Annotated in this window: 11 protein-coding genes; 1 reads left to right on the top strand and 10 read right to left on the bottom strand. The window is 42.8% G+C overall.

The window, feature by feature from the left end; genetic code table 11:
- Window positions 1-69: 69 nt before the first annotated feature.
- The 6 genes from QZ407_RS00875 to QZ407_RS00850 form a co-directional block, all read right to left on the bottom strand.
- Window positions 70-1,635, bottom strand: coding sequence for a family 43 glycosylhydrolase (locus tag QZ407_RS00875; RefSeq protein ID WP_295767177.1), 1,566 nt, complete (start codon window positions 1,633-1,635; stop codon window positions 70-72).
- Window positions 1,636-2,042: 407 nt separating this feature from the next.
- Window positions 2,043-3,701, bottom strand: a complete 1,659-nt coding sequence (locus QZ407_RS00870; RefSeq protein WP_295767176.1) for a RagB/SusD family nutrient uptake outer membrane protein — start codon at window positions 3,699-3,701, stop codon at window positions 2,043-2,045.
- Window positions 3,702-3,727: 26 nt separating this feature from the next.
- A complete protein-coding gene (locus tag QZ407_RS00865; RefSeq protein WP_295767175.1) occupies window positions 3,728-6,751 on the bottom strand; it encodes a SusC/RagA family TonB-linked outer membrane protein in 3,024 nt (1,007 codons plus the stop codon).
- A 43-nt stretch (window positions 6,752-6,794) separates the two neighbouring features.
- Entirely contained in the window at window positions 6,795-8,483 is a 1,689-nt protein-coding gene (locus tag QZ407_RS00860) for a RagB/SusD family nutrient uptake outer membrane protein (protein ID WP_295767174.1), read from the bottom strand.
- Window positions 8,484-8,494: 11 nt separating this feature from the next.
- On the bottom strand, window positions 8,495-11,812 hold the full coding sequence (locus QZ407_RS00855; RefSeq protein WP_295767173.1) for a TonB-dependent receptor: 3,318 nt from the start codon (window positions 11,810-11,812) through the stop codon (window positions 8,495-8,497).
- A gap of 569 nt (window positions 11,813-12,381) precedes the next feature.
- A complete protein-coding gene (locus tag QZ407_RS00850; protein WP_295767172.1) occupies window positions 12,382-13,737 on the bottom strand; it encodes a Gfo/Idh/MocA family oxidoreductase in 1,356 nt (451 codons plus the stop codon).
- Between the two features lie 626 nt (window positions 13,738-14,363).
- Between QZ407_RS00850 and QZ407_RS00845 the strand changes: the two genes are divergently transcribed.
- Window positions 14,364-15,311: an aldo/keto reductase gene (locus QZ407_RS00845; protein WP_295767171.1), complete on the top strand. Its 948-nt coding sequence runs from the start codon at window positions 14,364-14,366 to the stop codon at window positions 15,309-15,311.
- A 53-nt stretch (window positions 15,312-15,364) separates the two neighbouring features.
- On the opposite strand, the gene QZ407_RS00840 is transcribed toward QZ407_RS00845, so the two are convergent.
- From QZ407_RS00840 to QZ407_RS00825, 4 genes are all read right to left on the bottom strand, one after another.
- Window positions 15,365-16,456, bottom strand: coding sequence for an SGNH/GDSL hydrolase family protein (locus tag QZ407_RS00840; protein WP_295767170.1), 1,092 nt, complete (start codon window positions 16,454-16,456; stop codon window positions 15,365-15,367).
- Between the two features lie 115 nt (window positions 16,457-16,571).
- Window positions 16,572-17,339, bottom strand: coding sequence for an SGNH/GDSL hydrolase family protein (locus QZ407_RS00835; RefSeq protein WP_295767169.1), 768 nt, complete (start codon window positions 17,337-17,339; stop codon window positions 16,572-16,574).
- On the bottom strand, window positions 17,326-19,338 hold the full coding sequence (locus tag QZ407_RS00830) for an FAD-dependent oxidoreductase (protein ID WP_295767168.1): 2,013 nt from the start codon (window positions 19,336-19,338) through the stop codon (window positions 17,326-17,328). Before QZ407_RS00830 ends, QZ407_RS00835 begins: the two co-directional genes overlap by 14 nt.
- A 1-nt stretch (window position 19,339) precedes the next feature.
- The gene (locus QZ407_RS00825; RefSeq protein WP_295767167.1) at window positions 19,340-19,822 is read right to left on the bottom strand and encodes a hypothetical protein; all 483 of its coding nucleotides are present in this window, start codon (window positions 19,820-19,822) and stop codon (window positions 19,340-19,342) included.
- Window positions 19,823-19,840 lie beyond the last annotated feature (18 nt).

The following is a 19,840-nucleotide window of genomic DNA, read 5'->3' as shown; positions in this document are numbered from 1 at the left end:
ATCATGTAAATCTTAATAAAAAAGGTTCTTGCCGGTATAAACGGCAAGAACCTTTTTTATTACTTATAGTTATTCGCCAATTGGCACACCTAACTTAGTACCTAAAGCTACCGCTACACCAAAATTTGGCGAGCCATCGCTATTCCAACTCAACTTTTGCATTCGTGGCATACGTCCGCCGTTAGAGGTATTTGCTACACTTCGGGCATGGTAAATAAACCAATTTTCAGATTTGAAGTTGCCATTACCATCAGTATAACTACTTGTAAAAAACCCGTTATGCCCCGGAGCATATACCGAATTTGCATCATTTCTAACAAAAACCTGCTTTTTGTTTATCCAGTCACTTGCAACAGTTGGGTTACCGCCACTTTTAAGTTGTATTTGCGCAAGGCAATAGTTATCGCTGGTATACCTGCTGGCAGAATATATAATGAAAACGGGGCTGTTAGCATCCTTACTCAAAGCTTCGGGCCCTTCATTTACACCAGCACCCAAGTTTCCGCTAGGCTCGTACCGTTCCCAGTTGTTTGTAGGCGATGAAATTTTCACCCTCGTGCCGGAAATTGTCCAGGGATCAGACATAGGAGCTAAGTATAAATATTGTTTATATTTTGATGCTGTACTTTCCCAACCCGACCAAACAAAGTAATTGCTGGTTCCAATGGTAAGCACAGTGCCATCAATTGCCCATTGATCATCAGTATCGTGTATCCGGCCTTTAAACGTCCAGGTTCCTGTTGTGGGGTCTGAGTTTGGATTCTCTAAAACAAACATGTGATGGCTATCATTCACACCCGCCTCGGCAGCAGCAAAATAAATATACCATTTGCCTGAAAGAAAGAATAATTCAGGGGCCCATATATTTACAGAGTGGTCTGTACCAGTAGGTGGGGTCCATACGGTAGTTTCACCGGCGTTTGCCAGTAACGACATATTCTTAGTTTTGCTTATGGCAATTTTGTTGCCCTTGGTGTATAAAAAGTAGTAGTTTCCATCCTTTTGCGTTACGTAAGGGTCAGGTCTACTGGCATTGATAACCGGATTTTGAAATTCTAAATTATGAAACTCAAATTTGTCCTGAGTACCGGTTGAGGTACTTTTTTGCCTGATCTTGGATCCTGGAGTACTAGTTTCCGGATCAATTACCATCTTCATACCTGTTGCCTTGTTAGTAAGCGTGTACAAATTTCCGCTACCGGCATAGGTAACCAACCATCGCTGCGAATCCGTACCGTCATCTGTGCCTTGCTGTAATATTGAACCTGATGTTGCATCGGGCGATTTAAGGCACTTACTGCTGGTAATGTTTACCAATTTATAGTATGTGGCATCTGTTTTAATTAGCCTCCACTTTTGCCCTCCGTTTGGAAACCAGTTCCATTGCTGAATTTGCTGATTTTCGGCGCTTGAATTGCCCGTAACTTCGACAACAGGCCCTGAGGGTAAAGATGCGCTGCCACGTAAACGATAGATACCGCTATCAACCAGGGTACCAAGCGCCGGAGCAGCATTAATTTGATAATTACCTGCTGTTGCAGCACCATCTGGTACGCTGTCAAGCGCCCGGTCTTTAAAACAGGCCGTGCTTAAAACGGCTACTCCCGCGAGTACATTAAAGATTTTCATTTTCATAATAAATGATTTTTAGTGAAAAAAATATAATTGGTTATTGGTAAGCTGTTTAAATTTAGCTTGATAGAAAATTGAAAATTGCACGCAACAAGTACTTGTAACGTTAATTTGCTACGTTAAATGGTATAGAGAGTCCTTAGGGGAAGGATGGGCACGGCTACTATTGGTGAAAACAAAATAGAGAAGAAACAAAATATTTTCATCTCAATTTCATACGGTTTTGTATCAAAATAAAGGAAGTAATTACAGAGCCGTAATTGCGATTGATTGCTTAACCACTAAAAAACATCGGGATGCGTTATGATTTAAACCCCGATGTTTTTAAATGGTATTTCTTTCCTTTTCCCGGCATTTACTTTGTTCCCAGTATTGCGGTAAAGCTGCCATGTTATAAGAAACGAAACATTTTAATATCCAGGATTTTGTGCCAGATTCTTCAGCTTGTTCATTTCTATCTGTGGAAAAGGGTATAAATAATTCTTATCTGTGAATATCCGGTTTTCGACAGTAAATTTATTGTAAGTGAAATTTGTTCCGGTTTTCACAATTTGTATACCAGACACGGGCTTGTTAAAAAACTCAGCTCCCTTTTTCCATCGTCTTACATCAAAAAACCGGTGCCCCTCAAAACACAGCTCAACTCTGCGTTCGTTTTGAATTCGGGCACGCATTTCATCTTGACTGAGGCCGGCCGGTAAGCCTGGCATTCCGGCCCGCTGCCTCACCTGGTTAACATAGGTGTATACATCAGCCGTAGGCCCGTTTACTTCGTTCAGTGCTTCTGCATAGTTCAACAAAGTTTCGGCATACCTGAAAAGTATCCAAGGACGGTTACGGTTTACTGCCGTTGTTCCGGTAGCCCAGGCAGCACTCTCTGATAAGAATTTGCGCAAATAATACCCGGTCTTGGTGTTATCAACATTGGTTGGTACGTTATCCTTTCCGCTAACAAAGGTTTCCACTGCCTTAGATTTAAAATTTTGGCCGTTATAAATTACAAAAAGAGCTAGGCGCGGGTCGCGAGCTGTTGCCCCTGTTGTAGAGTAAGGGTTAGCTGCCGAATATCCGGATGTAACATCATTTATTGGCTTGCCGCTCACTCGCATCTCAAACGCATTAACTAATTCTTCGGTGGGATTTGTACGGCCTTTTCCTTCATAGCTTATAGGCGCATTATTACGTTCAATTGTGTTACCAGCGGTTACACTGGTGGCAAATATCAATTCCGGACTGTAATTTGACGCAGCAACCGAAAAGTCCCACAGGTTAGCCAACTGCGCCAGCGTTAGCAACGAATGCTTGTTAAGGTCAATCAGTTGTTTAGCGGCGGTTGCTGCAGCGTTCCATTTCGCAATATTGCCGGTTGCGTTGTAAAGCGGGCTTGCTGCGTAAAGCAAAACCCTTGACTTTAACGCAAGTGCTGCAGTGCCCGTGGCTCGGCCCTTGTCTGCTGCGCCCCATTCTGCATGAGAAGCAGGCAAAACTTTAAACGCTTCGTCGCAATCAGCTACAATTTGTGCTACCACCTCTTCTACGGTGTTCCTTGGCACATCAAGATTGTCAGTGGTGGTGTACGACCGGGTAGACAGGATGATTGCACCGTACCTTTTCATCAATTCGAAGTGATACATTGCACGCAAAAAGTAAGCCTCCCCTCTCAGCCTCGGAATATCTGTTGCCGGCGTTATAGCACTAGTAGTACTGTTTTCCAAAAACAAATTGGTTCTGCGTATGGCGGTATACATAGCACCGTACTGATCGTCGATAGTACGCAAAGGGCCCCAAGTTCCGTTGTTGATAATGTTGATAGATGAATTAGCATTGGAATTTACAGCCTCGTCAGATGCTGATGCAAGCAACGCCCCGTCATTGTCAACATTGTATGCATTAATGAGACCGGCATAAGTTGTATTTAAAAAGCCGCGGCTGTTGCGATCTGAGTTCCAAACGTCATCGGCTCTTATGTTGCCATCTGTATAGTCAAAACTCAGGTAGTCTTTTTTACAGCCTACCGAAATCATCAGTACTGAAAGTAAGATGAGTGATTTTCTAATTAAAGTTTTCATCGTTATAAATCTTCCGGTTACAATTGTTAAAAATTAACGCTCAAACCCAGTGTGTAAATTTTGGAATATGGATAGGTGGTTCCTCTACCGGCAATTTGAATCTCCGGGTCAACCCCTATACCCAAATCATTGGTGGTAAAAAGGTTTAAACCACCTATATAAAAGCGTGCATTGTTTAGCCCAAACTTTGTACACAGGTTATTAGGCAAATTCACACCTATTTCAGCTGTTTTCAGTTTAAGATAGTTGCCAGATCGCAGCCAGAAGTCAGACGCTGCTGTATTATTACCGCGGTCGGCTATGCCCAGTCTTGGAAATTCTGCGTTAGCCGCATTCTCAGGGATAAAACGCCTTAAACTTAATTGATTGAAAGAACTTGGACCGCTGTTTACCAAACCCTGTATGTTGACTGTTCTACCAATTACACCTTGAAATTGAAAAGCCAGGTCAAAGATTCCATATCGAAAGTTGCCACCAAATCCATAGTAAGTGTTTGGAAGAGTGGATTTGTCGATCCGGACTTGATCATTATTATCAATAATGCCATCCGGAACGCCGTTAGGCCCGCCTATATCCTTGTATTTTATATCACCAGGGGCCGCTTTGCCCGAAAGCGTTTGCCTTGGGCTATTGTCAATCTCGGCTTGTGATTGGAAAAGTCCGTCGGATAAGAACACGAGCGTTGAACCGGCAATATGCCCTACCGTTTGCTGGTATGTTGGCACGCCTACCAATCGGTCAGACAAAACCTTGCTTTTAGAAATCAGTATGTTTCCATTGAGGCCAATGGTGAGTTTATTTATCCTCCTGGTATATGAAGCTGACATCTCCACTCCCCTGCTTTGTACCGAACCGAGGTTAATAAGACCTGCGCTCTGCCCAATCAGACTTGGATAAACGCTACCTGTTAATATGTTGCTTCTACGCGTGTAATAATAGTCGGCCGATAGCCCTAAAGTGTTATTGAAAAAGCGGGCATCAAAACCGGCATTCAGCATTCGTATGGTTTCCCAGGTAAGATTAGGATTGCCCAGGTTTAGTTCGGTGGCAGAGTTGGTAGCTGCCGGCGTTGAACCAAAGCTGTAACCTCCGCCTGTTAAATTACGGCTGTAGAAACTTTCAAACGGAAAACGGTCCCCGTCTATATCACCGTTTCCGGCAAGACCGTACGATGCGCGGGCTTTTAGGTAACTAATTACAGGAAGTTTCTTCAGGAAGTCTTCTTCGGACATTACCCATCCCGCAGAACCCGCAGGGAAAAAGCCATAACGCTTGCCGGGCGCAAAATTTTCTGAACCAGAATAACCGGCGGTAAAACCAGCAAAGTAACGTTGCTTATAACTATAATCTGCACGGCCGGCCAAACCTTGATTACGGAAATCAAGACGCTCGGGCGCCTTATCGGCAAAACGTTGCCCACGTAATGACACTTTAAGCGAGTGGCTGCCAAACTCTTTATCATAATCAAAACCAGCCCAAAACTCGTTTTGCAAGGCATTATTGCCATAAGTAGTTGTACGGTATCCAACCGGGCTGGCTGTAAGGTAGTTTTGCGGCGTGGCCAGTGTTTGATCAGAAACGGTGTATTGCTGCGAAAGGCCTGAAATGTAGTTACCCACGCCATCATATGATGCTAACACGTTGAAAGATAAACCCGGAACCCAAAAATCTAACTTCTGCTTAATGTTTAAAGTTGCAAGCAAAACCCGGTTCTGGTCACTTACATAGCCGCTTTGCTGCAGCAGCCCAAGCGGGTTTTTAGTAAACTGCGATGCTCCGCCAAGGCTGCCGTCTGCGTTAAGTACCGGAAATGCATTAGGCGGCGTGTTAAAAATTGTGTTCATTACGTCTGTAAGGCCGGTTCCGGGTGTTATCCGGTTTTCAATCCTTACACCCGCATTAAGGCTTACAGTTAAATATTTACTAGCTTCAAAGTCAATATTACCCCTAAAATTGTACTTTTTGTAACTGATGTTGGAGTTATAGCTGGGGGTCTCCGTATGATTTAAAAACCCCTTTTGGTTTAAATAGCTTACCGAAGCAAAATAACGTACGGTTCTTTTACCTCCACCCATCGAGAAGGCATATCGCTGAACCGGGCTGGTTTTGCGAAGATAATCTGCCACAAAATTATTATTAGGGTATAGGTAAGGCGATGTACCATTACGATAAGCATCCAACACCGTCTGGCTATAGGGCGCCGTTCCTCCATCATTTACTACGGCTTCGTTATAAAGCCTTGCATAATCATAAGAGTTTAGCGGCTTTATTAGATTTACAGCTTCCTGCAAGCCTACCTGTGAGTCAAAACGAATGTATGATCTTGTTGGATCACCCTTTTTTGTATTTACCAATACAACGCCGTTACCACCGCGCAAACCATACCATGAAAGCGTAGCAGCATCTTTCAGTACAGTTACACTGGCAATTTCGCTGAGGTCCATATCGGCGTAATCCCTTTCTGTTCCGTCAACAAATATCCGTGCGTTGTTTATTGATAACGAATTCATGCTTCGAACCATAACGGTGGTAGCCGTAGTTCCCGGAGCCGTACCTACCTGCGCCTGATAAAGACCTGATACACGGCCCGAAAACAGGTTACGCAAATCATTGGTTGGCAATTGAGGTATGGCATCGCTGTTTAATACGGTAACGGCGGCCGAAAGCTCGCGCTTCTTTCTCACAGCAAACGGAATGTTTGCATTATCATCTTCGCCTGCATCTGCGGGTGCCGAATGAAGGGTAACACGTAATGAGTCGCCGATAGACAATACCACTTGCGATGTGAAATACCCCGGCATCTTTACAACGAGTACATCATTTTTACTTCCTTTTATATTGAATTCGCCTTTCTTATTGGTTTGCGTTTGCCCTCTCCTTTCCTGAATAAAAACGCTTACACCAGGCAGCGGCTTCTGCTGATCGTCTACAACAGTTCCATGGTAAACAACGCTACCGGCAATTACTTCATTTTGCTGGGAAAACACCTTGGTTATGAAGAAAATACATAGCACAGGACATAGCAATAAATATTTGCTAAAAAATTTCATATGACTGAATTTGAAATTATTGATTAAACAAGACACTGTGAGATTACCAGCCGGGATTTTGCACCAGAACCCCTCTAGACTTATTAATTTCTACCAGTGGAATTGGGTAGAGATATTGCCGCTCCTGAAATGGATTCCGTTGGTAAGCTGCCTCTACCGGTACAACATTGTAGGTAAACCCGCTACCGTTTTTTACAACGTTCATTGCAGTTAGGGTTTGAGAAACCAGTTCAGGGCCTTTTTTCCACCGCATAATATCCCACCACCGCATGTCTTCAAAAGCAAACTCTACGCCCCGTTCATTCTGTATTCTAAGGCGCATATCTGTTTTACTTAAACCTGCAGGCAAACCAGGCATACCCGCCCTGGCCCTAACTTGATTGATATATTGATACACTTCTGCTGTAGGACCATTACTCTCATTTTGCGCCTCGGCATAATTGAGTAGCACTTCTGCGTATCGGAAATAGATATAATTGATAAGCGAACGCGCAGTAGCCCCGGCCTTATAAATTTCGGGCCACAGCTTACGACAGTAATAACGGGTACGGGTGTAAGAAATGGGGCCGATCTGAAAATCGGTTCCACCTTCATACATCTGTATCTGGCGTCCTTGCCAAGTCATATTGTTGTAAATGATGTTGGAATAAAATCTTGGATCGCGGTTAGCGTACGGATCCTGCGGGTTATAACCCGACCCGGCAGCTGCTATTGGCGAGCTGCTGATAATTGGACCTGACGGCGTAGCACGTTTAACCGCCTCGTAAAGATCCACATGGTTTTGAGTTGGGTTAAGAATGCCCTGCGCCCCACCCGAACCTACAGACATAATAAAATCGCCCATTAAGCCACCGAGTTGCCGGGGTGCCCGAACCTTAATCATGATGTATTCGGGAGATGTGTTTACGTTAAGCAAGCTTGCGTAATCAGATTGCAAAGCGTACTTATTCATATCAATAATCTCTTTGGAGGCCAATGCAGCAGCGTTCCATTTTGCAGCGTCTCCTGATGGATTGTGTAAAGGGCTTGCATCCAACATTAGTAAACGGGCCCGTAACGCCTTAACCGCACCAACGGTTGGACGCCCGTAGTTACCTGCATCCCACTCATTAACAGGTGAATAATTAAATGAAGATTCTACTTTTAAAATATCCTCAGCTTCTCTTAAATCCTTCAGGATAAATGCAACAGTTTGTTCATAGCTGTTCCGGGGCAAATCGATGTCTTCGGTTGGTGTAAAAGGCCTGTCGGCTAATATGACGCCACCGTACCTTTTGACCAATTCAAAATAAAACATACCCCGCAGAAAAAGCATTTGTGCTTTTACAATTTGCGGGTTATAGATGCTGCCGGTCCAGGGCACCTGGTCAAGCTTGGTTAACACGGTATTGATGATTCTGATACCCTGATACATGCGCGAGTAGGTTGTTATGATATCGGGGTTAGCACCCAAATAATTGCCTGACCATATTGGGGCAAGGGCTACAACAGCGCCCGTAGCTTCGTCGGTCAGCTGCCCGGTTGTTCCTTTATAACCGTCCTGCAAACGTGCATAATCATCAATCATGAAATTATAAGCGTTATCGGCAAACCTAACGGTTAACAATGGGTCTGAAAAAACCTTATCTTCCGGCAGCGTAGTGCCAAAATCCAGCTGCAAAAAGTCTTTTTTGCATCCGGCCTGGCTAATTAAAATCAGCAACAGGCAGCAAGTAAATATTTTATATCTCATAACGGTTTAGCTTAGAATTGTACGTTGATACTTAAGTTATACACCTTAGATAAAGGGTAAATATTGGAGTATGCCACTCCGTTAACCGTAGTATTATTTGCAATCTCCGGGTCAAGTCCCCCTTTAAATTTTGTCCAGGTGTACAAATTCTGCCCGGTTAAGGAAAGCCTGATATTCTGTACTCTCAAGCTTTTTGCAATTTGTGCTGGTAATTGATAAGCAACCTCTATATTTCTCAACTTTACATAACTTGAGTTTTGCAGTAAAAAAGAGTTTAGCGAATAACTTGGGTTGTTGGCATAATTTGAGGGTTTTGCCACAGGCCAGGTAGCGGTGTTGTTATCGGCCGGTGACTGCCACCTGCCAAGCATAGGAGTATATACCTGGAAACGTCCACTTTCCAATGGCAAAACGTTAGAGTTTACATCGAAGGCACCTTGAAAAAGGGCCGATAATGAAACTCCCTTGTAGCTTACTCTTGGCTGCACACCCAATACAGTTTGAGGAATATCGGTTTCACCTATTGCTAACCTGTCTTGTACATCTATTACACCGTCTGCGTTGGTATCCTGGTACTTTAAATCGCCGGGTATAACTTTGTTTCCACTGGCATTATTTACCGGGCTTGCCGCAATGTCTGCTGCATCCTGGTAAAATCCTATAAATTTATAACCCACGTATTGACCCAAACGTGTACCTATCAGGCTCTGGTAATCTGGCAGGCGTACAGCTTGATCGGCTATTTCAATTTTATTGCGGTAATGTGAATACTGAATATCTATACCATAATTAAAATCACGATTTTGGGTATTGTAAGATAGCTCTACCTCATAACCCCGGTTATAATTTGCACCATAATTGACAATAGGAAGCGTAGCACCGTAAATTACCGGCGCCGAGTTTGTACGACGCAAGGCTATATCGGTTCGCTTTTCGTCATACAAATCAGCCGTTAGTTTTAGCTTGCTTTTAAACAGGTTAGCTTCAAAGCCAATATTTCGTTTTACAGAATTTTCCCATGTAATATCCGGATTACCAAACTGGCTTTGATAAACTACCTGGTTACTGGTTGCGCTGGTTCCGTTACCAAAATAAACCAGGTTGTTGGGAGACGATGCACCACCATTGGCGCTTACCGAACCTCCGCCGTTGGTGAAATTACTGTTGTATAAAAAGCGCGTCTCTCCGGTTACCGCCGGATTTGAATAGCCGGTTTTGCCCCATGAGCCCCTTAGCTTTAAAAACGACAGCCATTCAATATTCTTGAAGAAAGTTTCTTCACTCAGGTTGTAGCCCGCCGAAACCGATGGAAAGAAACCGTATCTGTTACCGGCTGCAAAGTTTTCTGACCCATTGTATGCACCGTTAAATTCAACAAAGTACTTACCTTTATAATTGTATTTGGTACTTAAAACCAAGCCCTGATTAGCAAAAGGTGCGTTGGCCACATTGCGCGCAACGCCGCGTACCTCTCTTTGCGCAAGCGCCAGCACAGATACTTGATGGTCTTTAAATAACCGGTCATAATTGAATCCTAACTGGATGTTTGATTTATTATAACCGTCGCGGCTTGTAAATACAGAGCCCAAATTGTCATTGTAAAAACCTGGAAAGGGCACCAGAGTTCCGGTTGTTGCGTCAACCTGATATTTGGCATAACTGCCCGATTGTGCCCTAACGCCGGTAATAAATGCATCAAGACCCAGGGTACTTTTAAAGCTTAACCCTTTGGTAATTAAATCAAGCCTTTGATTAAGCACAAATACGGTTTCAATCGTATTGTTGATATTATCAAAATAACCGTTGCGCGTAAGTTGTGAGTATGGGTTAAAAGTGTTTACTCCAATACGGGGGTTTTCAATGTTATTAAACTTATCATCAAGAGCCGCCAATTCGGGCGTTGCACGGCTGGTGTACTCGGGGTAAAACGGAATAGCCCACGCCGGTATAGCAAGCATCCTGCTTATTAAACCAGTGGTGCCGCCTAAATCACCCGTACCTGCTGTTCCGCCACGAATGCCGTAAGTGTCTTCAAGCCTTCCGCCAAACTTAATGCTGAACACCGTGGACTTGGTTAACTTAAAATCTAAATTGCTGCGGAAGTTATAGCGAGTAAATGAATTTGATGTTTTGTAACCGTTAATGGGATGAAAATTTTTATACATCCCATCCTCAAATAAGTACCCCAGCGACACAAAAAAGGTAGCAAATTTACTTCCGCCGCTAAACGTAAGGTTGTGCTGCGTACGTAACCAATTGTTTTTTGTAACGGTTTTATACCAGTTTACGTCAGGAAAACGCAAAGGATCGGATCCGTCCTTAAACTTAATGAGGTCTGCATCCTGAAAGGTGCGCTGCGCCGGTGTATACAAACCAGCTGCAATCATATTATTTTCACCTTCTGTTTGATAGGTGGCAGCATCAAATGCGTTAACCGTTTGCGGCAATCCTGTTAAGCTAACCAAACCGGCCCCACCTGAATAGGAAATCCTGATTGGCCCTTCTTTACCAATTTTGGTGGTAATCACAATCACGCCATTTCCCGCTTTTATACCATACAAAGCGGTTGCAGATGCATCCTTTAACACACTGATGGATTCTACTTCATTAGGATCTATGTTACCGAATGATGTTCGCTCTACTCCATCAACAATAATTAGTGCCGAAGAATTGGCAGATGACCGCCCCCTTATAAAGATATCAGCGGCGCTGTTACCTGGTAAACCATCACCTTGCCGCGTAACTACGCCAGGTATTTTACCTATTAAGGCGTTGGTAATATCACTTACCGGTGATTTAATAAGTTCTTTGCCGGATAACGTACTGTAAGCAGCTGTTTGCTCGCTACGTTTTTGGGTAGAGCCAAATCCTAACACAACAACCTCTCCCAAGTTATTGGCCGAACTTAAAAGTTTGATGGTTAAGTTTGGTGATGCAGCTACTTCTTGTGTAGCATAGCCAATAATTGACGCCACCAAAACCGCCCCGGTTGGCACCATAATTTTAAATGTTCCGTCGGCTGCGGTAGTTATACCACGTTGCGTTCCCTTTACTTTAATTGTTACGCCGGGTATAGGTTCTCCCTTTTCATCAACCACCACACCTTTTACATATATATCAACGTAATTGTAAAAAGCGGGGTTTGTTCTTAATAATTCGGGGGTTGAAGTGCCATTAAACTTTGAACTAACTTTAGTGCTTACGGAGTATGCAGTTACTGGCGTAATGAGGAGAAACTCAAGTATAATAAGACTTAAATAATTAATTAACTTAGAAAATTCAACGCGCAGGGTTATAGCATGGACTGGTTGAGTAAGTCCTTTTTTCATAATTTACAGCTTTGATTGGTTAGGAAATTGAAGTGGTAATATGTTACCACAGAAAGGGTTGCGATGGAAGCAGTGGTTACTTCCTAAGGTTTAGTAAAAGTTTATTTCATTGGCGTTTATTTAAAACAAGACTGTACATAACATGCCCCAGCATTTAAAAAATGCCGGCACAGTACTGCTGCCTTTTAACATTAAGATTTTAAAATTTGGTTTATAACTTTATTATTGCTCAGAACTGATACCTGTTAAGCAACGAAGTAAAGTTAGGCGCATAGAGCTACCGATTTGTTCAATTTCTTACCAATGTGTCTCAATTAATCACAATGAGTAAGCCCACTAACAATGATTTAAAACCCCCATCCAATACTAGTTACCATTTCTATAATTGTATTATCAGGTAATTAATTAACATGGATGAGGGACCTAACTGAGAGAATTTTAATATTGTACTTTTTGTAAATGAGCCTGCAGATGATTGAGGAGATGCTCAAAAGCTTATAGATCGATAGTATGCTGTTTTGAATGCGCTAGCTGAAAATATTTCCAACTCAATAATCTTCAAAACGATTTTAAACTTTTGGCTCCCATCCCGGTTCGTAGGCCCGGCTCCATAACTTCTGAGCCTCCGGGTCGTTAATGATGTGACCGTTCGACGGATTGATGTGCAGATCGCGCCCTACCCTCCATGCAATATTACCCAGTTGCATAGCTAAAACGCTTTTATGTCCTTGCACTACGTCGCTGTTTGGTTTTTTATTTTCGCGTATGGCCTGCAAAAAGTTGGCAACATGCAGGCTATCTAAACCCAGGCTTGGGCTGGCAGTATTGCGGCCTTGCAAAGCAGCATTTTCTGCTGCGCTTTGTTTTTTTACCTGCTTTACTACTTTGCCGTTTAAATCATACACGGTATAATCTTCACCGTCTGTATCTAAACTTCCGTTGTCGCCATAAAAAATAACTCCACGATCTGCACCCTCTATTTTCCGTCCGTTTGAACTACGGTTCTCCCACATCAATGATATACGCCCCGGATAATCCATACAAACAATTTGCGTGTCGGGCGTTTGCCAGGCATCCTTAAACTGGTAACGTCCGCCAACCGAAGTTACCCGTGTAGGCAAATCAACCCCTAAACCCCAACGTGCCAAGTCTACCTCATGCGTACCGTTATTAAGCGCCTCGCCGGTACCATATGCCCAAAGCCAGTGCCAGTTGTAGTGTACTAAACCGTCTTGATAAGGTTGGCGCGGAGCCGGGCCTTGCCAAAGGTCGTAATTTAACCAGTCTGGTATGGGCGCTGGTTTTAACTGCATGGCTTTGCGTGCGTTAGTATACCAGCATTTGGCAAAATAAATACGGCCAATAACGCCATTGTGTAATTCGTCCATACACTGTATGGCCAAGGGTGATGAACGGCGTTGTGCACCCATTTGAACTACCCTTTTGTATTTAAGCGCTGCCTCAACAGCCAGTTCGCCCTCGCGCGGATTGTGGCTAAGCGGTTTTTCAACGTAAACATGTTTGCCTGCCTGGCACCCTAAAATGGTCATTGGGGCATGCCAGTGGTCGGGAGTAGCAATGTAGATGGCATCGACATCTTTATCACGTAAAACATTTCTAAAATCCTTTTCACCTTTAGGTACATCGGTAGTGCCGGTTGCATTCTGAATCTTTTTTTGCGTAGTTGGAATAGTGCGCGAGTCAACATCACAAACGCTGGTAACTAAACATTTGTCCTGTTTTGCAAAGGTGGTACACATACTGCCGCCTCTTCCGTTAAGGCCTATTATTGAAACGTTAATACGGTCATTAGCACCAATAATTCGGTTATAACTTTTAGCGGTAAATCCAAAAGATTGGTTACCAATAGCAAAGCTTCCGGTAGCAATAACTACTTTTTTCATAAAGTCTCTTCTTTTTTCCATTGTTGATAGGGATATATGGTTAGTATTTGTGAAGTATAATTACAATAGTTTAAGCTCAAGATGGTTGTGAAACGTGGGCCGAAAAGCATTTTTATAGCGAATAGTAATTCTAACTTGCTGGGTTAGATACTGAACATACCAACACCAACTTTTGTCCTATTCGCGGACGATAGACCAGTTGTTCCATTTCGTATTTTTAGCAAAGACTATGTTGCAGCAACTAACATGAGCCAGCATAAAAACTGAAGGTATTCTCATAAAAGGCTTAATAAAGGTTTATATGTACTTAGAGATACATTTCAGCTTAAACTCACACAGGTTATCAAAATAGATAGTTGTTAATTAGATATGCTTACCGTTTAAAGAAGCAGCTTGATTCACTCGGTATTTACTGATATATAAATGGATTTGTTACGATATCTGTCTTGAAATGATACACCCCACTAATCGTCTCATTTACTTGTTTAATTGTATCGAATTCAGTTTACATATAACACTAAATTTAGTTTAAGTACTTAATAGTCAGATTATTATTGTAAATACTTTTATTTCAGTAACGTTCAAAGTAGCCATATGGTGGTCGGAAATTATTTTAAATGCATAAGTTTGAATTAACCAATTAAATTATGAAAACCAAGAACCAACAGAACCAGATTAACCGCCGAAATTTTTTACAGAAAAGTGCAGTATTTGCAACTTCAGCAGTCGTTTTACCCTTTTTGGCTAATAGTGCATACAGTGCCTCAAACTCTGTGAAAGGTAATGGTTCGATTCCAACCGTTAAACTGAATAACAATTTACTTATGCCAACCATTGGCTTTGGCACCTACTCATTAAGAGATAACGTATGTAAACGTTCTGTGGCTGAAGCTATTTCTGTAGGATATCGCCTTTTAGATACGGCAAGTAGATATGCAAACGAAACATTTGTGGGCTTGGGAATTAAAGAAAGTGGAATAAATAGAAAAGACCTTTTTATAACCTCAAAAATTTGGGTAGATGATTCTGGGTACGAAAAGACAAAAACAGCGTTCGAAACCTCTTTAAAAAAACTGGATACCGATTATTTGGATTTATATCTGATTCACCGGCCAAGAGGAGACTTTAAAGGCTCATGGAGGATGATGGAAGAGCTTTATAAAGAGGGTAGAATTAAAGCAATAGGAATAAGTAACTTCACTCCAGCTCAATATAAGGAATTGATGCTAGCGGCGAAAATCAAACCCGCAGTAAACCAAATTGAAACTCATGCTTTCTTTCAAGAGGTGGAGTCATATAATTATTTTAAACAAAACGGCGTACAAACTGAAGCCTGGGCACCATTTGCCGAAGGCAGGAATGGACTTTTCACCAACCAAACGTTAGCTGATATTGGAAAAAAGCACAATAAAAGCACTGCTCAGGTGAGTTTAAGGTGGCATTATCAGCGTGGTATTGTTGCTATACCCAGAACTGTTCAAAAAGCAAATATGATTGAGAATTTGAATATTTTTGACTTTAAACTTAGTGAGTCTGAAATGAAAGCAATATCAACGTTAGATCTGAATACTTCTCAATTTCCGGAGTGGACATAGAATTTCGGCGTTGTTGCTTTACTGGCCATTTCTTACTTGGGGAAACAATGCTATTAAATCTGGTAAAGCTTCAATATTTCCAGTATTCGGGGTTTTATTTTTTGCAACATCCTGTCAAACCCAAGGTCATTTGGATGAATACCGTCGGTTGTTCCTTCCTGGTCTTTTCCTAAAAGGCCGTCGGCTTCAATCAGGTACAGGTCTTTGTCCTGCTTTTGCAGCTTATTTACCTCTTGTTTAAAGTATTTATCTTTTAGGGCTACTCTTGCCGCAACCACGGTGTCAAAGTTCGCCTTCTCTCTGGCCACGCTCTGTATACAAACAATAGGTATTTTTGGATGCAATCGGCGTATTGTGCTGATCAGGTAATTGGTTCGTGCCAAAAGCTCCTCAGGCGAAGGGTTGGGTACGCAATCCAATATAATGGCATCCATGGGCATAGCTGCAATCATATCAGCAACAGATGCTTCCAGTTTTGCGTTACCACTAAAACCAAGGTTTATAAAATTATATCCACTTTCTCTTGAGAGTTTGGCCGGATAAGCAAGCCCGGGGCGGCTTGCAGATGCCCCCTGAACGATGCTTGACCCATATACCAGTATCTGCTTTTTGAAAGGGTTATTGCCGGGGCGTAGCTCGGCCCCCTGATCAACGCCTACACTTAATGAAAGCACCTCATCATAAGTAGGAAGAAAAAGCAGGCACTCCTTTTCCCCCGGCATCATATTTTCAACAATCATTGCCTCCGAGCAGTCATGTGATACAGGCCGAGCCACCCCGGCATACTGCCAGCGACCGTCTCGCTTTATATAAAGGTCCATCCCTTCATATGCTATACCCGTCATATTATTTGCAGTGGCTTGCTTGCTAGTGCACCATTTAGCAGATATAGATGAGCTGTTGGTAGTAAAGCTTATAGCAAGCCCTGCCGAGTTAGTGGCCAGAGACCTTATAACACGAGGTATGGATTTATGAGCTGAAGTATCCAGCCTATGAAAAAACATTGTACTTTTTTCGGCCTTACCAATCATGGTGAGTCCATGCGCGTTGGTATAATTTAACTTTATTGATTGCTGCGCTTTACTAACAAATGCTAAACATAACAGCAATACAACATTGCAACTAAAATTTATCAACCTATTCATTGAGTTTACCGTCCTTTAAAAGATTATTTTAATGTGTGATCGGGATTTAGATATTTCTGCGTTGAAAGCATTCAGCATTAATATCTGACGGTATGATAACAGCTGCCGCAGGTTACTATGATTGGTCATTAGAGTTGACAGTTAAAAGTTTATATAAAAAGCCCGGATAACTGTTGTTATTGTTAGAACCGTCGCCTTTTGTAATGCTATCGCCAAAACATACAATCTGTTGGGTAGGAAGTTTATGTGCTATAATGTATTCATATACCGAGAGACCAATGAAACGGTAGCCGTTGGCCGTAGGATGTATACCGTCGGTCTTGTTTGTATTAGCTTCGTTCTGTATCAGTGAATCTTTGTCTAAACCCACCTTACCAATGGCTTCAAAGCGCATACCTATGTCAAGCAAATGCGCATGGTGTGCTTTTGCTACTTTTTTGATTACCTCATTCACTTGCCTGCGGCGCGAATCTACTCCTTCCGGCTGATAAAATGATGCCGGATGCCTGGTAAGCAGGTAAGGTTCATACAAAGGCAAAATAGTCATAATTAGCAGCTTACTGCCACTTTTAGTAATGAGTCGTGAAAGCTCATGCATATTTTGCTCATATTGTTCCAGCGGGATATGCTTTACACTATTCATATCATTGGTTCCGGCCATTAAAATTGTAAGCTTAGGCTTGTGAGCCAGGCAATCCTTTTGTATACGCGCAAGCATTTCAGCAGTGTTATTGCCACCAATACCTGCATTGATGATATTTATATCACCTTTATCGGCACCTTCTAATCTAGCTTCATCGCTTGCGCGTAAGTGTGTCGATAACGTCATGAAAGCCAAACCTGCTCCGGCTCCTTTAATCATTCGTCTTCTATTGATGCTCATTAGTCTTAACTTTTTGTGGCACAAACAATACAGCATCGGCCACTACCACACCATTAGCGCCCTCAGTTGATATCTCAACGTAGCCACGCCTTTTAAGCTGAAAATCGGCAGATCCTAAAGCCACCCATTCACCCGAGGCTTGCCCAACTATTTGTATCTCATCCTTTTTTACATTTCTGGTTGTAAGCTGATTACCATTAAAAATCTTTACCGTAGTAACATCAGACGCGTTGGGTACTTTAGAAAAGTAGGCATATATCTGGTACTTACCCGGCTTGGCAATAGCGGCACTAAATTTTACTGCCGAACTCCCAGCCGATGAAGCTTTTAAAAATGATGGCCCATATCCTCCAATTTTCTCCTTATCCCACTTGCCTGTTACTGTTACGTTTTGTGTATCATCATTGTCAATCAGTACCTCTGCCAAACTATGATCTGCCAACGGGTTGGTCTTTAATTCGTTTTGTAATTTGGTCACATCAATTTGTTGTACAGCGCAACGGCCATCAATGGCCTGGCAAGCCGCCACCGCCGATGATTGCCCTAGCACCATAAAAACCGGTTCCATACGAATAGAACCATAAGCCATGTGGCTTGCTGAAAGACAGACCGGAACGGTGAGATTACTGCATTCACTTTGCTTTGGCGTAATGGAGCGATAGGCTATTGGGTATGGGCTGATTCCACGCAATTGCACATCACCTTCATTCTTAACCATACCATTTACCACCAACCGTTGTGCATTGTGCGAATCCATATTATAAGCGCCCATGCCAACACCATCAGGCACTACAACCTTCCGTTCGCAGTTAGCCTGCGTCATTACATAGGCTCCTATCATCCGCCGTGCTTCGCGCACGTATAATTGTTTGGTAAAGTGCCCGCTTTCCAAATACTCATCCTTAGGGTAACCCCACTCCAGCATTTGGTTGCGCAAATGCTCGGGCATTCGCGAATCATGACCGGCAAAATATAACAGGCCTTTGGTGTAGTCCTCATGAGCAGTAAGGATAGCCTCACGGGTTTGATAGCTGCCCTCTGGATATTCGTAATTCATGCCAATCATATCGGTGGAAAATGGCCCGTTGTTGTTGATGTCGGTTTTGTGGTTAGGCATCAAGCTCATTTTCAAAAATGCCCACAGATCTTTACTCGGTTTGGCAGCAAGGTATCTGAGCAGTAACTCATACTTGCTTGAATCATACCTTTCGGGCTTGGTAATGGGTATGCGGTTAGCAGGGTCATTACTCAGGCATATACGAAAATTGTAAGCCTGTATCTTTTTATCGCCTGTACCGTTGGGTTCAAGTTTGGCATTGCTTATGCCCCAAAGCAAACCGCTTTTAGGGTCTCCCGGAACTTTGTACGGATCAATATTATCCGGGAATTGGTGTTCGTTCTTTAATTGTACGCCACTTACCGTTTCATTATAAAGCGAATTGTCTTCGCGGCCTATGGTATAGCTCACACCTGCTTTTGCCATAAGATCGCCCTCGTATGAGCAATCAATGAACTGCTTGGCAATAACTGATCTTTTTGCAGCATGCGGATGCTGGCTCTGTTCTAACCGAATGCTTTTGATAACGGTTCCGACCTTAGTGACAGCGTTAAGGCGCCAATTATAATAGATGGTTATCCTTTTTTCCTTCGCGTATTTTAAAAACACTGCCTCGGCTACCTTAGGTTCGAATGTCCATTGTTCCAGTTTACCGTAATATTGGCCTATGTGGCGATAGAAATCGCGTGCAAGCCCGGTTACTACGTATTTGTTACCAATATCCGTAAAGCCCAGGCCGCCGCTGGAGAGACCGCCCAGCCTGTTGCCAGGCTCGATCAGTATTACGCTTTTGCCAGACTTCGCTGCTGTATAAGCAGCAATAACGCCGGCAGACGTTCCGCCGTAAATACATACGTCGGCCCTTGGCACAGCCAGGGGCCGGGCGTATGCCCATTCAAAACTGAGACAAAACAGTATTAGTGATATAAATATCCTGTTCATTTTAATTAGTCAGGGTGTAAGTGAAGGCCTTGTAATTACGGTCAGAACCCATGCCCACCTGCACATTGTTTGATGCGGTGGTCATAGTTATGATGATAGTTCGATTACCACTTAGTGGACTATTGATCACCGGTATCTGTATATCAGTATACCACTTACCTGCCGGTATAGTTACTGCCAATGCTGCGGGTGGCGTATAATTAGTACCAGCAACAGCAGTGCCCGACAAGGTGTAGGTAACATTAACGTCAAAGCCTTTTAACGTATTCACATATACCCGGGCCACTGCAGGTGACACCGAAACTTTACCAGATGCTGAATTGGTGATGGTTGTAGATGCTGAGGTACCAGAACCTGTATTGGCATTGGATGTAATGTACACAGCATCTACGACGTTTCCTGTTGTCTCTTCTTTTTTACAGCTTAAAAGCATCATCAGGCATAATGAAGCAAAAAGCAAGTATTTTCTAGTTATATTACTCATATTAAACATGCTATAAAT

Source organism: uncultured Mucilaginibacter sp. (assembly GCF_913773635.1).
Taxonomy (GTDB): Bacteria; Bacteroidota; Bacteroidia; order Sphingobacteriales; family Sphingobacteriaceae; genus Mucilaginibacter.
The sequence above is the reverse complement of the archived record's forward strand: the minus strand, read 5'-3'. Positions and strand labels throughout refer to the sequence as shown.

Coding starts and splice junctions, on each gene's coding strand:
- QZ407_RS00855 (WP_295767173.1), bottom strand. CDS start 11,812: ATGAAAAAAGGACTTACTCAACCAGTCCATGCTATAACCCTGCGCGTT.
- QZ407_RS00835 (WP_295767169.1), bottom strand. CDS start 17,339: ATGAGCATCAATAGAAGACGAATGATTAAAGGAGCCGGAGCAGGTTTG.
- QZ407_RS00825 (WP_295767167.1), bottom strand. CDS start 19,822: ATGAGTAATATAACTAGAAAATACTTGCTTTTTGCTTCATTATGCCTG.
- QZ407_RS00830 (WP_295767168.1), bottom strand. CDS start 19,338: ATGAACAGGATATTTATATCACTAATACTGTTTTGTCTCAGTTTTGAA.
- QZ407_RS00870 (WP_295767176.1), bottom strand. CDS start 3,701: ATGAAAACTTTAATTAGAAAATCACTCATCTTACTTTCAGTACTGATG.
- QZ407_RS00865 (WP_295767175.1), bottom strand. CDS start 6,751: ATGAAATTTTTTAGCAAATATTTATTGCTATGTCCTGTGCTATGTATT.
- QZ407_RS00850 (WP_295767172.1), bottom strand. CDS start 13,737: ATGGAAAAAAGAAGAGACTTTATGAAAAAAGTAGTTATTGCTACCGGA.
- QZ407_RS00845 (WP_295767171.1), top strand. CDS start 14,364: ATGAAAACCAAGAACCAACAGAACCAGATTAACCGCCGAAATTTTTTA.
- QZ407_RS00860 (WP_295767174.1), bottom strand. CDS start 8,483: ATGAGATATAAAATATTTACTTGCTGCCTGTTGCTGATTTTAATTAGC.
- QZ407_RS00840 (WP_295767170.1), bottom strand. CDS start 16,456: ATGAATAGGTTGATAAATTTTAGTTGCAATGTTGTATTGCTGTTATGT.
- QZ407_RS00875 (WP_295767177.1), bottom strand. CDS start 1,635: ATGAAAATGAAAATCTTTAATGTACTCGCGGGAGTAGCCGTTTTAAGC.